This is a genomic window from Parageobacillus galactosidasius (assembly GCF_002217735.1).
Taxonomy (GTDB): domain Bacteria; phylum Bacillota; class Bacilli; order Bacillales; family Anoxybacillaceae; genus Parageobacillus_B; species Parageobacillus_B toebii.
The window spans coordinates 1,891,749-1,905,761 of the sequence record NZ_NDYL01000002.1 but is presented as its reverse complement, the minus strand read 5'-3'; the positions used below and the strand labels follow the sequence as shown (position 1 = coordinate 1,905,761).

Genomic DNA, 14,013 nt, shown 5'->3' with positions numbered 1-14,013 from the left:
AAGAAGGTGGCATACATGAATTTACACTTTACAGAAGAGCAAGAAATGATGCGGAAGATGGTGCAAGAATTTGCGCAAACGGAAATCGCTCCATTTGTTGAACGTATGGAACAAGGCGAATTTCCGCGCCCGATTTTAAACAAAATGGCCGAACTCGGTTTGATGGGAATTACCGTTCCTGAAGAGTACGGCGGTGCGGGAATGGACTTTATTTCCTACATTATCGCCATCCATGAAATTTCGAAAGTTAGCGCTACAGTTGGTGTCATTTTATCGGTGCATACGTCGGTCGGCACCAATCCGATTTTATACTTTGGAACGGAAGAGCAGAAGAAAAAATACGTTCCAAAATTAGCCAGCGGCGAATATTTAGGCGCTTTTTGCCTTACTGAACCGGGCGCCGGATCGGATGCGAAAAGTTTAAAAACGAAAGCGGTCCGCCAAGGAGACTACTACATTTTAAACGGCTCGAAAATTTTTATCACCAACGGCGGGGAGGCGGATACGTATATCGTATTTGCCCGCACCGATCCGAATGAAAAAGGAAGCCGCGGCATTTCCGCCTTTATCGTCGAAAAAGATACGCCGGGATTTATCATCGGCAAAGACGAGAAAAAAATGGGGCTTCATGGTTCACGGACGGTGCAAATTACGCTGGAAGACGCGAAAGTGCCGGCAGAAAACTTGCTTGGCGAAGAAGGGCAAGGCTTTAAAATCGCAATGGCCAACCTCGATGTCGGACGCATTGGCATCGCCGCGCAATCGCTAGGCATTGCCGAAGCGGCGCTCGAACATGCGACCGCTTATGCGAAAGAACGCATCCAGTTTGGCAAACCAATCGCCGAACAGCAAGGTGTTGCTTTTAAGCTTGCCGATATGGCGACAGCGGTCGAAGCGGCGAAACTGCTTGTCTATCATGCCGCGTTTTTGCGCGCGCAAGGCCTCCCATGCGGAAAAGAAGCATCGATGGCGAAATTGTTTGCCTCCAGAACGGCGATGGAAAACGCCATTGAAGCGGTGCAAATTTTCGGTGGCAATGGCTATACGAAAGATTATCCGGTCGAGCGGTTGTTCCGCGATGCAAAAATTTGTGAAATTTACGAAGGAACAAGCGAAATTCAACGTCTAGTCATTAGCAAATATTTATATCAATAATAAATGGGGGATCGGGATTATGAACTTTCAGTTAAGTGAAGAGCATGAAATGATACGAAAAATGGTGCGCGAATTTGCTGAAAAAGAAGTAGCACCGACTGCAGCCGAACGGGATGAAGAAGAACGATTTGACCGCGAAATTTTTAATAAAATGGCTGAATTAGGCCTTACCGGAATTCCATGGCCGGAAGAGTACGGCGGTATCGGCAGCGATTATTTAGCGTATGTCATCGCAGTAGAGGAGCTATCGAGAGTATGCGCGTCTACCGGGGTAACGTTGTCTGCGCACATTTCACTCGCAAGCTGGCCGATTTACAAATTCGGCACAGAAGAGCAAAAGCAAAAATATTTGCGCGCGCTTGCGACAGGTGAAAAACTTGGCGCATATGGCCTTTCGGAACCAGGTGCCGGTTCGGACGTCGCCTCCATGAAAACGAGAGCTGTAAGAGATGGCGACTATTACGTGCTAAACGGCTCGAAAGTATGGATCACCAACGGCGGCGAAGCGGAAATTTACGTGGTGTTCGCCGTAACCGATCCAGAAAAGCGCCATAAAGGAATCAGCGCCTTTATCGTTGAAAAAGGCACACCAGGCTTTTCGATCGGGAAAAAAGAGAAAAAACTCGGCATTCGTTCATCGCCGACAACCGAGCTTATTTTTGAAGATTGCCGCATTCCGAAAGAAAACCTTCTCGGGCAAGAAGGGGAAGGATTTAAAATCGCGATGATGACGCTTGACGGCGGCCGAAATGGAATCGCTGCACAAGCGGTCGGTATCGCGCAAGGAGCCTTAGACGCAGCGATTGAATATGCAAAACAACGGGTGCAATTTGGCAAACCGATCGCTGAACAGCAAGGAGTTGCTTTTAAACTTGCTGATATGGCGACCGCCATCGAAGCGGCGCGCCTGCTTACGTATCAAGCGGCATGGCTCGAAACAAACGGTCTTCCGTACGGCAAAGCATCGGCGATGGCGAAATTGTTTGCCGGCGATACAGCGATGAAAGTAACGGTCGATGCCGTGCAAATTTTCGGAGGCTACGGCTATACGAAAGATTATCCAGTCGAACGGTTTATGCGCGACGCAAAAATTACACAAATTTATGAAGGAACGCAAGAAATTCAACGTCTCGTTATTTCGCGGATGCTTACAAGATAAGCATTCCGCGGCATACAGGTGATGCATATGAAAAAACGGGAAGTGATAGCGTCCGTAAAAGATGAAAAACTGGTGAAAAAACGCCGTAATCAAATGATTAAAGGGGCCATTGCCTTGTTTAAACAAAAAGGATTTCACCGCACGACAACGAGAGAGATCGCGAAAGCCTCGGGGTTTAGCATTGGAACGCTTTATGAATACATTCGCCAAAAAGAAGATGTTTTATACCTTGTCTGTGACCGTATATATGACGAAGTGCGCGAACGGATGGAAAAAGATATCGACACCCATCACGGGACATTGGAAAGCTTTAAATTAGCAATTGCCCGTTATTTTAAAGTCATCGATGATTTGCAAGACGAAGTGCTTGTAATGTATCAAGAAGCAAAATCGCTTAGTAAAGAATCGCTGCCATATGTGCTCAATAAGGAAATACAAATGGTCGCGATGTTTGAAAAAATTTTGCAGACGTGTGTCGACAATGGGGTATTTCAGTTAACAGAACAAGAAATTAAATTGTTCGCCCATAACATCTTTGTTCTAGGGCAAATGTGGGCGTTCCGCCGATGGGCGCTGCAAAAAATGTATACGCTCGATGAATACATTGCATTGCAAACGGAATTATTGCTAAAGGGAATTATGGAGAAACGGTCATCATGACAAAGGGGGAGAAAGGATGGCACATATTTACCGTCCAAAGCATCATGTTCGTTTTGTGACAGCTTCTAGCTTATTTGACGGACATGACGCATCGATTAACATCATGCGCCGCATTTTACAAGCAAGTGGCGCGGAAGTGATTCATTTAGGACATAACCGTTCCGCTAATGAAATTGTGAACGCCGCTATTCAAGAAGATGTGCAAGGAATTGCGGTATCTTCCTATCAAGGCGGACATATGGAATTTTTCAAATATATGTATGACCTGCTTCAAGAACGTGGCGCTTCCCACATCCGCATTTACGGCGGTGGCGGCGGCGTCATTATTCCAAGGGAAATAAAAGAGTTGCACGAATACGGAATTGCGCGTATCTTTTCGCCGGAAGATGGCCGCAAGCTCGGATTGCAAGGCATGATTAACCTCATGCTCGAAGAATGTGATTTTCCGACTGTAACAGAAATTACCGATGAATTAGAGCGGCTGCCAAAAGGGGACGTTCAGGCGATCGCTCGTTTGATCACGCTATGTGAAAACCGTGTTGATGTGACGAATGAAGCAGCTGCGGCGATGGAAACAGTGATGGAAAAAGTAAAAGAGCTGACGAAACCGGTGCCAGTTATCGGAATTACCGGTACAGGCGGATCGGGAAAGAGTTCGCTTACCGATGAGCTTGTCCGCCGTTTCTTAAACGAAATACCAGATATTAAAATCGCGATTTTATCGATTGACCCGACGAAACAAAAAACAGGCGGCGCGCTTTTAGGTGACCGCATTCGCATGAATTCGATCAACACACCGCGCGTGTATATGCGCAGTTTAGCGACGCGAAATTCCCGTTCCGAATTGTCGCTTGCGATTAAAGATGCCATCTCGGTCGTCAAAGCGGCAGGGTTTGATTTAATTATCGTCGAAACGAGCGGGATCGGCCAAGGTGACGCGGCGATTACCGAAGTATGTGATATTTCGATGTATGTGATGACAAGTGAATTCGGAGCGCCAACACAGCTTGAAAAAATCGATATGATTGATTATGCGGATTTAATCGTCATTAACAAATTTGAACGAAAAGGTTCCGAAGATGCGAAGCGTCAAGTGCAAAAACAATATCAGCGCAGCCATCAATTATTTGATAAAGACCTTTCCGAAATGCCGGTATATGGCACGATTGCGAGTCAATTTAACGACCCGGGAACGAATACGCTATTTGTGGCGCTTGTTGACCTCATTAATCAAAAAGCAGGAACCAATTGGAAAACAAGCTTAAAAACCGTATCGAATGTCGAAAAACATAACGTCATTATTCCGAGCGAACGCCGCTACTATTTGCGCGAAATTACCGAAACCGTTCGCAACTATCATAAACGCGTCGAACGGCAAGTAGAAATCGCGCGCCGCTTATTCCAAATCGAAGGAGCGATTGAAGCGGCAAAAGAGCGCGGTGAAAGCGAAGACGTCATCGCGTCTTTAGAGACGCTCAAACAACATTACGAAAACGAACTAACGCCGGAATCAAAACGAATTCTTGATTCATGGGAAGACTTGAAGGCAAAATACTCCGCAAAACAATTCGTGACTAAAGTTCGCGATAAAGAAATCGTAACGGACTTAACGACCAAAAGTTTATCAGGATTAGATATTCCAAAAGTGGCGCTGCCGAAATTCAAAGACTATGGCGAAATTTTGCGCTGGGTGTATAAAGAAAACGTTCCGGGTTCGTTCCCATATACAGCAGGCGTCTTTCCATTTAAACGGCAGGGAGAAGATCCGAAACGGCAGTTTGCCGGGGAAGGAACGCCAGAACGGACGAACCGTCGCTTCCATTATTTATGTAAAGAAGATAAAGCGAAGCGCCTAAGCACCGCGTTTGACTCGGTAACGCTTTACGGTGAAGACCCAGATTACCGGCCAGACATTTTCGGGAAAATTGGGGAAAGCGGCGTCAGCGTCTGTACGCTCGATGACATGAAAAAATTATATAAAGGCTTTGACTTATGCGACCCGCTAACGTCCGTATCGATGACAATCAACGGTCCAGCACCGATTATTTTAGCGATGTTTATGAATACGGCAATTGACCAGCAAGTCGAAAAGCGGGAAAAAGAGCTAGGCCGCCCGCTTACGAAAGAAGAGTACGAAGAAGTAAAAGCATATACGCTGCAAACGGTGCGCGGTACGGTGCAAGCTGATATTTTAAAAGAAGACCAAGGACAAAATACGTGTATTTTCTCCACCGATTTCGCCTTAAGAATGATGGGCGACATTCAAGAATACTTTATTAAAAATAAAGTTCGCAACTATTACTCTGTTTCGATATCGGGATATCATATCGCCGAAGCAGGAGCAAATCCGATTACACAGCTTGCATTTACGCTTGCCAACGGCTTTACGTACGTCGAATATTATTTAAGCCGCGGCATGAAAATTGATGATTTCGCGCCAAACCTTTCGTTCTTCTTCAGCAACGGCTTAGATCCGGAATATTCGGTTATCGGCCGGGTGGCGCGCCGCATTTGGGCGATCGCCATGCGGGAAAAATATGGAGCAAACGAACGCAGTCAAAAGCTGAAATATCATATTCAAACATCAGGCCGGTCGCTTCATGCGCAAGAGATTGATTTTAATGATATCCGCACGACATTGCAAGCGTTAATAGCGATTTATGATAACTGCAACTCGCTGCACACCAATGCCTATGATGAAGCGATCACAACACCGACCGAAGAGTCGGTCCGCCGAGCAATGGCGATTCAGCTGATCATTACGAAAGAATTTGGTCTCGCGAAAAACGAAAACCCGCTTCAAGGCTCTTTCATTATTGAAGAACTTACCGATTTAGTCGAAGAAGCAGTGTTAAAAGAGTTTGAGCGCCTCAACGACCGCGGCGGCGTGTTAGGCGCGATGGAAATGCAATATCAGCGCGGAAAAATTCAAGACGAATCGATGTATTATGAAATGAAAAAACATAGCGGCGAGCTTCCGATTATTGGAGTAAACACATATCTCAACCCGAACCCGCCGTCTGAAGAAGAGCTGAACAATATACAGCTAGCGCGCGCGACATATGAAGAAAAAGAATTGCAAATTAAGAACTTGCGTGAATTCCAAGAGAGAAATAAAGATAAAGTAGATGCAGCGCTAGAGCGTCTCAAACAAGTCGCGATTAGCGGCGGCAATATTTTCGAAGAGCTAATGGAAACCGTAAAGGTCGCAAGCCTTGGACAAATTACGCGCGCTCTCTATGAAGTTGGCGGTCAATATCGCCGCAATATGTAACGTTGAAAAAAGGAAATCGCTTGCCGATTTCCTTTTTTCATGGCATAAAAAATATGGGTTATGATCTACAATTTCGATGCAAAACAAGCTTTCTACGATCGTCAAAACAATTTTATGAGGAAATTCGCATTTTTTTCAGTAAACATCTAGCATAAACAACGAGAATTTGTTTATAATGAATGGTATGTATTCGAATCGCATTCATCGTCAGTTTACATAGGAAAGGGAGTGCCGAATTTGAGTTTGCAGCAATACTCTCAAGAGGAATTGCGAGAAATGTCGTTTGTGGAACTCGCTAGTCTCGTTTTATCTGAAAAAAGGGAAGCGTTATCGTTCCAACAGCTTGTGAATGAAGTTGCTGCGCTAATTGGTTTATCGGAGCAAGAAGTAAAACAGCGGCTTGCTCAATATTATACAGATTTAAATATTGACGGTCGTTTTATTTGTGTTGGAGAAAATGTCTGGGGTCTGCGCGTTTGGTATCCGTTTGATCAAACAGAAGATGAAACGGTAATGATCGCCAAGCCGAAGAAGAAGAAAAAAGCCCTTGATGATTATGAGGATTACGATGATATTATCGATGATGAAGATATCGATTATGATGATCTTGACGAATATGATGAAGACGAGCTTGATCTTGGTGAAGACGAGCTTCTCGATGATGACGAATTTGATCTCGACGACGACGAGGCGTTTGATGACGAACTTCTTGATGACGATGAATTTGACTTAGGGGATGACGAACTGGACGAAGATTTAGATATAGACGTCCCGGAAGAAGACGAGTAATATTCTCTTGACTTTATCCATGGAACTATGTAAAATCTTATCTGGGCTCTTAAAAACAGACAGTACAAATATATCGCTCCCTTACATATACGTAAGCGGAGCGTTTTTTATTTTTGTATTTGGCACACACTTAAACTGTTATATATATTTCGGCAGGGGGGAACGCAATATGACAAAATATATTTTTGTTACCGGCGGTGTCGTATCATCGTTAGGAAAAGGGATTACGGCGGCGTCGTTAGGCCGGTTATTAAAAAATCGCGGCTTGAACGTAACGATTCAAAAGTTTGACCCATATATCAATGTAGACCCGGGAACGATGAGTCCGTATCAACATGGAGAAGTGTTCGTTACCGACGATGGCGCAGAAACGGACCTCGATTTAGGACACTACGAGCGCTTTATTGATATTAACTTAAATAAATATAGCAACGTAACAACGGGAAAAATTTATTCCGCTGTGATCAAAAAAGAGCGCCGTGGGGATTATTTAGGAGGAACGGTGCAAGTTATTCCGCACATTACGAACGAAATTAAAGAACGAGTATTTCGGGCCGGTCAAGAAACCAATGCGGATGTTGTCATTACGGAAATTGGCGGAACGGTCGGCGATATTGAGTCGTTGCCATTTTTAGAAGCGATTCGCCAAATCAAAAGCGACGTTGGCCGCGACAATGTAATGTACATTCATTGTACGCTTGTTCCATATATTAAAGCGGCTGGCGAAATGAAAACAAAACCAACCCAACATAGCGTAAAAGAACTACGGAGCCTTGGCATTCAACCAAACATCATCGTCGTTCGCACCGAGATGCCAATTTCTCAAGATATGAAAGAGAAAATTGCACTATTTTGTGATATTGATCCGAAAGCGGTCATTGAAGCGCGCGATGCGGATACTTTATACGCCGTTCCGCTTATGCTACAAGAGCAAAAATTAGACCAAATCGTTTGTGAACATTTGAAGTTAGACTGTAAAGAAGCAGACATGACGGAATGGAAGGCGCTTGTCGAAAAAGTGCGCAATTTGTCACGGACAACGAAAATCGCGCTTGTCGGAAAATACGTGGAATTGCAAGATGCGTACATTTCTGTAGTAGAAGCGTTGCGTCATGCCGGATATGCGTTTGACACCGATATTGATATTAAATGGATTAACTCCGAGCATGTAAATAAGGAAAACGCAGCCGACTTATTGAGCGATGCGGACGGCATTCTCGTGCCAGGCGGATTTGGCGACCGCGGCATTGAAGGGAAAATTGAAGCGATTCGTTACGCGCGCGAGCAGAAAGTTCCATTCCTCGGAATTTGTCTCGGAATGCAGCTTGCTTCGATTGAGTTTGCCCGCAATGTAGTGGGGCTGAAAGAAGCTCATTCCGCTGAATTTGACCCGAATACACCTCATCCAATTATCGATTTATTGCCGGAACAAAAGGATATAGAAGATTTAGGCGGAACGCTTCGACTAGGTCTTTATCCTTGCAAATTGTCAGAAGGAACGCTTGCCTACGAAGCATATCAAGATGAAGTTATTTATGAACGCCATCGCCATCGTTATGAGTTCAACAATCAATATCGTCAAATAATGGAACAGTACGGATTCGTCTTTTCCGGTACAAGTCCGGACGGCCGTCTCGTCGAAATTATTGAGCTAAAAGATCATCCTTGGTTCGTCGCTGCCCAATTCCATCCGGAATTTACATCACGGCCGACAAGACCGCAGCCATTGTTCCGTGATTTTATTAAAGCATCATTAAAACAATAACTGTGGTTGCACAAAAAAGGACTATCTTCCGCATAGGTTAGATAGTCCTTTATTATTTACTCGTATTCTTCTAAAATGTCATAAATGGTAAGCAACAGACAATAGTATGCAAACGAGGCTGTAATGACCGTCGGGAAGCCAATGCGGCTGCCGTCGTCTTTCGGAACGATCGGCTTTAGCAATTTGCTATCGATATGGACATCGACAATGTCAACTAGTGACGGTTGCTCGTCTTTGACCACAGCGGAAATGGCGGCAATTTCAAGACCTTGTTCTTTTAATCGTTCGGCAAGACTGATGGCGTCTTTATCATTGGAAAATCGCGCAATCAATAAAACGCGATCCGTTTCATCGATATCATTGCGAAGATGGCCATTTTCCATTAAGCGTACCGCTTTTGGAAGTTTATCTTGTCCGCAGAGAGCCTCGATGACAACGGCTTCCATTTCGTGAAATCCGTGAAGCAAAATGCGCCCGTCTCCGATGATCGCCTGTGCGAGCAGACGCGCTCCATCCTCGAATGCCATTTCTTCTTCTTCGGCAATTTTTTTCAAATAACCGATCATTTGAGTCGTAAAAATTTTCACTGTTCGTCCTCCTTTCGTTGCTATTATATAATAAAATGATTTGCTAATTGGAATTTATCCAAATGCAAAAAATTTGGCAGGAAAATAACTGAACGATGCGAAACTAATAACATGGAAGAAAAACAAAGAATTGAGGTGCATAATAGCGATGGGAAGTAAAATTTTAATTGTTGATGATCAATACGGGATTCGCATTTTGTTAAATGAAGTGTTTCAAAGAGAAGGATATACGACATATCAAGCCGCTAATGGCATACAAGCACTGGAAATTGTCCGCAAACATCAACCCGATTTAGTGTTATTAGATATGAAAATTCCTGGAATGGATGGAATTGAAATATTAAAGCGATTAAAAGAAATTGATCCAGATATTAAAGTGATTATTATGACTGCTTACGGAGAGCTCGACATGATTCAGGAAACAAAAGAATTAGGCGCGATTATGCATTTTGCGAAACCGTTTGATATCGATGATTTGCGCGAGGCAGTAAAAAAGCATTTAGTTTCGTAAGAAAGTTGTCATAGTTTGCTCTAAGTTACAATGTTGCTGTTTTGTTTATAAGTTGGTATGCTTATTAACGTAAGACTATTGACGCCTTTCATACATATCCCCCGTTGGAATGACGCATAGCTATATTGAAGAAAGGCGAAGACGTTAAAGCATAAGGAGGATTTTACTATGCCTTTAGTATCCATGAAAGAAATGCTTAATAAAGCGTTGAAAGAGAAATACGCTGTCGGTCAATTCAACATTAATAACTTAGAATGGACGCAGGCGATTTTAGCCGCGGCAGAAGAAGAAAAGTCACCGGTGATTCTCGGAGTGTCTGAAGGCGCGGCGCGTTATATGAGCGGTTTTAAAACGGTAGTAAATATGGTTAAAGGATTAATGGAAGATATGAATATTACCGTTCCGGTAGCGATTCATCTTGACCATGGTTCTAGCTTCGAAAAATGTAAAGAAGCAATCGATGCCGGTTTTACTTCTGTCATGATTGACGCCTCCCATCATCCATTTGAAGAAAACGTCAAAATCACCTCTCAAGTGGTGGAATATGCTCATGCACGCGGTGTATCGGTAGAAGCAGAATTAGGTACGGTCGGCGGCCAAGAAGATGATGTTATTGGGAAAGACATTATTTATGCGGATCCGAAAGAATGTGAAGAATTAGTCAAACGGACGGGAATTGACTGCTTGGCTCCTGCATTAGGTTCTGTGCACGGTCCGTACAAAGGGGAGCCAAAATTAGGCTTTGCGGAAATGGAACAAATTCGTGATCTAACTGGCATTCCGCTCGTGCTTCACGGTGGTACAGGCATCCCAACAGAACAAATTCAACGTGCCATTTCTCTCGGTACATCCAAAATTAACGTCAATACAGAAAACCAAATGGCCTTTACAAAAGTCGTCCGCGAATTGTTAGCGAAAGACGAAAAAGTATATGACCCTCGCAAAATTATCGGTCCTGGCCGCGATGCGATTAAAGCGACAGTAATCGGGAAAATCCGCGAGTTTGGTTCTTCCGGAAAAGCAGTCCAATAACATTTTCATTGGTAAAAAGGAAAAACCGCTTAACGGAACAACGAACGTTGTGACGTTATCGCGGTTTCCTTTTCTTGCCCCATCAATGATAAGGGAGGATATCGCCATGAAATTTTTCATCGATACGGCAAATTTAGAAGAAATTAAAAAAGCGAATGAGCTTGGGATTTTAGCCGGTGTGACGACAAACCCTAGTCTTGTTGCGAAAGAAAATGTCCCATTCCATGATCGTCTTCGCGAAATTACGTCCATTGTTTCTGGGTCGGTTAGCGCGGAAGTGATTTCCACGGATGCAGAAGGAATGATCGAAGAAGGCGAAGAACTAGCAAAAATTGCCCCGAACATTACGATTAAAGTGCCGATGACAAAAGAAGGGCTTAAAGCGGTAAAGGTATTTAGCGAAAAAGGGATTAAAACGAACGTTACATTAATTTTTACAGCAAACCAAGCACTATTAGCAGCACGTGCCGGAGCAACATACGTGTCTCCATTTCTTGGTCGTCTAGACGATATCGGTCATAACGGTTTTGAACTCATTTCCACCATCGCCGACATTTTTAATATCCACGGAATCGATACAGAAATTATCGCTGCCTCCATTCGTCATCCGCTTCATGTAACGGAAGCTGCACTAAGAGGAGCGCATATCGCTACTGTTCCGTACAAAGTATTAATGCAATTGTTTAACCATCCGTTGACGGATCAAGGAATTGAAAAGTTTTTAGCAGATTGGAATCGGCAAAAATAGAAGTCAACTTCTCGTTAAAAAAGAAGGGAGACTATAATGGAAAAAATCAAAATTATCGGCGGTGATCCGCTGCAGGGAACGATCAAGGTAAGCGGCGCAAAAAATAGCGCCGTTGCCCTCATCCCTGCTACGATTCTCGCTGATTCACCGGTTACAATCGAAGGATTGCCGGACATTTCTGATGTGCGAATTTTAGGCGACTTAATTAAAGAGATTGGCGGAACGTTCCATTTCGATGGCAAAAAAGCGGTCATCGATCCGACCAATATGGTACCGATGCCGCTGCCGAATGGAAAAGTAAAAAAATTGCGTGCTTCGTATTATTTAATGGGAGCAATGCTTGGTCGTTTTAAAAAAGCGGTTGTCGGGCTGCCAGGAGGCTGCCATCTAGGTCCGCGCCCGATTGACCAGCATATTAAAGGCTTTGAGGCGCTAGGAGCGAAAGTAACGAACGAGCAAGGTGCGATTTATTTGCGCGCGGAGGAATTGCGAGGTGCCCGTATTTTTTTAGATGTGGTAAGCGTAGGGGCAACGATTAACATCATGTTGGCCGCGGTGCGCGCCAAAGGCCGGACGATTATTGAAAACGCTGCAAAAGAGCCGGAAATTATTGATGTGGCGACATTGCTTTCCAACATGGGAGCAAAAATTAAAGGCGCCGGAACCGATGTCATTCGCATCGACGGTGTTGAGAAATTATCAGGATGTCGTCATTCGATTATTCCGGACCGCATTGAGGCTGGTACATATATGATTGCTGCGGCAGCGATGGGGAAGGAAGTAATCGTCGATAACGTTATTCCTCAGCACGTTGAATCATTGACCGCAAAATTACGCGAAATGGGCGTGCATGTGGAAACGAGCGACGATCAAATCCTTGTTTCTAGTGTACCAGCTTTAAAAGCAGTAGATGTGAAAACGCTTGTTTATCCTGGTTTTCCAACCGATTTACAGCAACCGTTTACAGCGCTTTTAACAAAAGCGCAAGGGACAAGCATTGTGACTGATACGATTTATAGAGCCCGCTTTAAGCATGTCGATGAGCTCCGTAGAATGAATGCGAACATAAAGGTGGAAGGCTGTTCCGCCATTATTACCGGTCCGGTTCGGCTGCAAGGCGCAAAAGTGAAAGCGAGTGATTTACGCGCAGGCGCGGCGCTTGTGGTTGCAGGTTTAATGGCAGAAGGGCTTACGGAAATTGCGGGAGTAGAACATATTGACCGCGGATATAGCAATCTTGTCGAAAAGTTAACCAACATAGGCGCAACGATTTGGCGAGAAAAAATGACGGATGAAGAGATTGAACAAGTCAAAAATGCGTAAGCGACAAAGGGGAAGGGGGAAGTTCCGATGGAAAGAAGTTTAACAATGGAACTTGTTCGTGTCACGGAAGCAGCTGCTCTCGCCGCCGCCAGATGGATGGGGCGAGGCAAAAAGAACGAGGCAGACGAAGCAGCAACAACGGCCATGCGCAATGTATTTGATACCGTTCCGATGAAGGGAACGGTCGTCATCGGTGAAGGAGAAATGGACGAAGCACCGATGTTATATATCGGAGAAAAGCTCGGCAACGGCTATGGACCTCGTGTGGATGTTGCAGTAGATCCGCTAGAAGGAACAAATATCGTTGCTTCCGGCGGTTGGAACGCATTAGCGGTCGTTGCGGTGGCGGACCATGGCAATTTGCTTCACGCTCCTGACATGTACATGGATAAAATCGCCGTCGGTCCTGAAGCGGTCGGAATGATTGATATTGAAGCACCGGTGATTGATAATTTAAAAGCGGTTGCAAAAGCGAAAAACAAAGATATTGAAGATGTCGTTGCCGTCGTATTAAACAGACCGCGCCATGAACGGCTCATCGCTGAGCTAAGAGAAGCGGGAGCGCGCATTAAGCTGATCAATGACGGCGATGTTGCCGCTGCGATTAATACCGCATTTGACCATACAGGTGTAGATATTTTGTTCGGTTCTGGCGGGGCGCCGGAAGGAGTATTGGCTGCGGTAGCGCTGAAATGTTTGGGAGGAGAAATTCAAGGAAAATTATTGCCGCAAAATGAACAGGAAGTAGAACGATGCAAAAAAATGGGGATTGATGTAACGAAAGTGCTTCGCATGGAAGATTTGGTGAAAGGCGACGACGCTATTTTTGCCGCAACTGGCGTAACAGATGGGGAATTGTTGCGAGGCGTTCAATTTAAAGGTGCATATGGCGAAACTCACTCCGTTGTGATGCGCGCGAAATCAGGAACCGTTCGTTTTATTGAAGGGCGGCACAGCTTGAAGAAAAAACCAAATTTAGTCATCAAGTAAAAGCGAATGCCAGCGGGGCG

At 44.6% G+C, this 14,013-nt stretch carries 12 protein-coding genes; 11 read left to right on the top strand and 1 reads right to left on the bottom strand.

Annotated features, from left to right (window positions below):
- Positions 1 to 15: 15 nt before the first annotated feature.
- From B9L23_RS19200 to B9L23_RS19175, 6 genes are all read left to right on the top strand, one after another.
- Complete coding sequence (locus tag B9L23_RS19200; RefSeq protein WP_062678151.1) at positions 16 to 1,155, top strand: acyl-CoA dehydrogenase; 1,140 nt, start codon at positions 16 to 18, stop codon at positions 1,153 to 1,155.
- Positions 1,156 to 1,174: 19 nt separating this feature from the next.
- Positions 1,175 to 2,314 carry an acyl-CoA dehydrogenase gene (locus B9L23_RS19195; RefSeq protein ID WP_062678150.1) on the top strand — a complete coding sequence of 380 codons (1,140 nt, stop codon included), beginning with the start codon at positions 1,175 to 1,177 and terminating at the stop codon, positions 2,312 to 2,314.
- A gap of 27 nt (positions 2,315 to 2,341) precedes the next feature.
- A complete protein-coding gene (locus tag B9L23_RS19190) occupies positions 2,342 to 2,974 on the top strand; it encodes a TetR/AcrR family transcriptional regulator (protein ID WP_015865343.1) in 633 nt (210 codons plus the stop codon).
- 16 nt (positions 2,975 to 2,990) lie between these two features.
- Positions 2,991 to 6,248 carry a fused isobutyryl-CoA mutase/GTPase IcmF gene (icmF, locus tag B9L23_RS19185; protein WP_081188496.1) on the top strand — a complete coding sequence of 1,086 codons (3,258 nt, stop codon included), beginning with the start codon at positions 2,991 to 2,993 and terminating at the stop codon, positions 6,246 to 6,248.
- A gap of 237 nt (positions 6,249 to 6,485) precedes the next feature.
- Complete coding sequence (gene rpoE, locus B9L23_RS19180) at positions 6,486 to 7,037, top strand: DNA-directed RNA polymerase subunit delta (RefSeq protein ID WP_216368281.1); 552 nt, start codon at positions 6,486 to 6,488, stop codon at positions 7,035 to 7,037.
- Positions 7,038 to 7,206: 169 nt separating this feature from the next.
- Complete coding sequence (locus tag B9L23_RS19175) at positions 7,207 to 8,802, top strand: CTP synthase (RefSeq protein ID WP_015865340.1); 1,596 nt, start codon at positions 7,207 to 7,209, stop codon at positions 8,800 to 8,802.
- Positions 8,803 to 8,858: 56 nt separating this feature from the next.
- Here B9L23_RS19175 and B9L23_RS19170 read toward each other — a convergent pair whose 3' ends face one another.
- Entirely contained in the window at positions 8,859 to 9,389 is a 531-nt protein-coding gene (locus B9L23_RS19170; protein WP_089098264.1) for a DUF2529 domain-containing protein, read from the bottom strand.
- Positions 9,390 to 9,537: 148 nt separating this feature from the next.
- Between B9L23_RS19170 and B9L23_RS19165 the strand changes: the two genes are divergently transcribed.
- The 5 genes from B9L23_RS19165 to glpX all read left to right on the top strand — a co-directional run bounded on the left by B9L23_RS19165 (position 9,538) and on the right by glpX (position 13,993).
- Positions 9,538 to 9,900 (top strand): response regulator, encoded by a 363-nt coding sequence (locus tag B9L23_RS19165; RefSeq protein ID WP_015865338.1) that lies wholly within the window; start codon positions 9,538 to 9,540, stop codon positions 9,898 to 9,900.
- A 168-nt stretch (positions 9,901 to 10,068) separates the two neighbouring features.
- Complete coding sequence (locus B9L23_RS19160; protein WP_089098263.1) at positions 10,069 to 10,932, top strand: class II fructose-bisphosphate aldolase; 864 nt, start codon at positions 10,069 to 10,071, stop codon at positions 10,930 to 10,932.
- 106 nt (positions 10,933 to 11,038) lie between these two features.
- Positions 11,039 to 11,680, top strand: a complete 642-nt coding sequence (gene fsa, locus B9L23_RS19155; RefSeq protein ID WP_015865336.1) for a fructose-6-phosphate aldolase — start codon at positions 11,039 to 11,041, stop codon at positions 11,678 to 11,680.
- Positions 11,681 to 11,716: 36 nt separating this feature from the next.
- Positions 11,717 to 13,003, top strand: a complete 1,287-nt coding sequence (locus B9L23_RS19150) for a UDP-N-acetylglucosamine 1-carboxyvinyltransferase (protein ID WP_089098262.1) — start codon at positions 11,717 to 11,719, stop codon at positions 13,001 to 13,003.
- Positions 13,004 to 13,030: 27 nt separating this feature from the next.
- The gene (gene glpX, locus B9L23_RS19145; protein ID WP_062754452.1) at positions 13,031 to 13,993 is read left to right on the top strand and encodes a class II fructose-bisphosphatase; all 963 of its coding nucleotides are present in this window, start codon (positions 13,031 to 13,033) and stop codon (positions 13,991 to 13,993) included.
- The last annotated feature ends 20 nt before the right edge of the window (positions 13,994 to 14,013 follow it).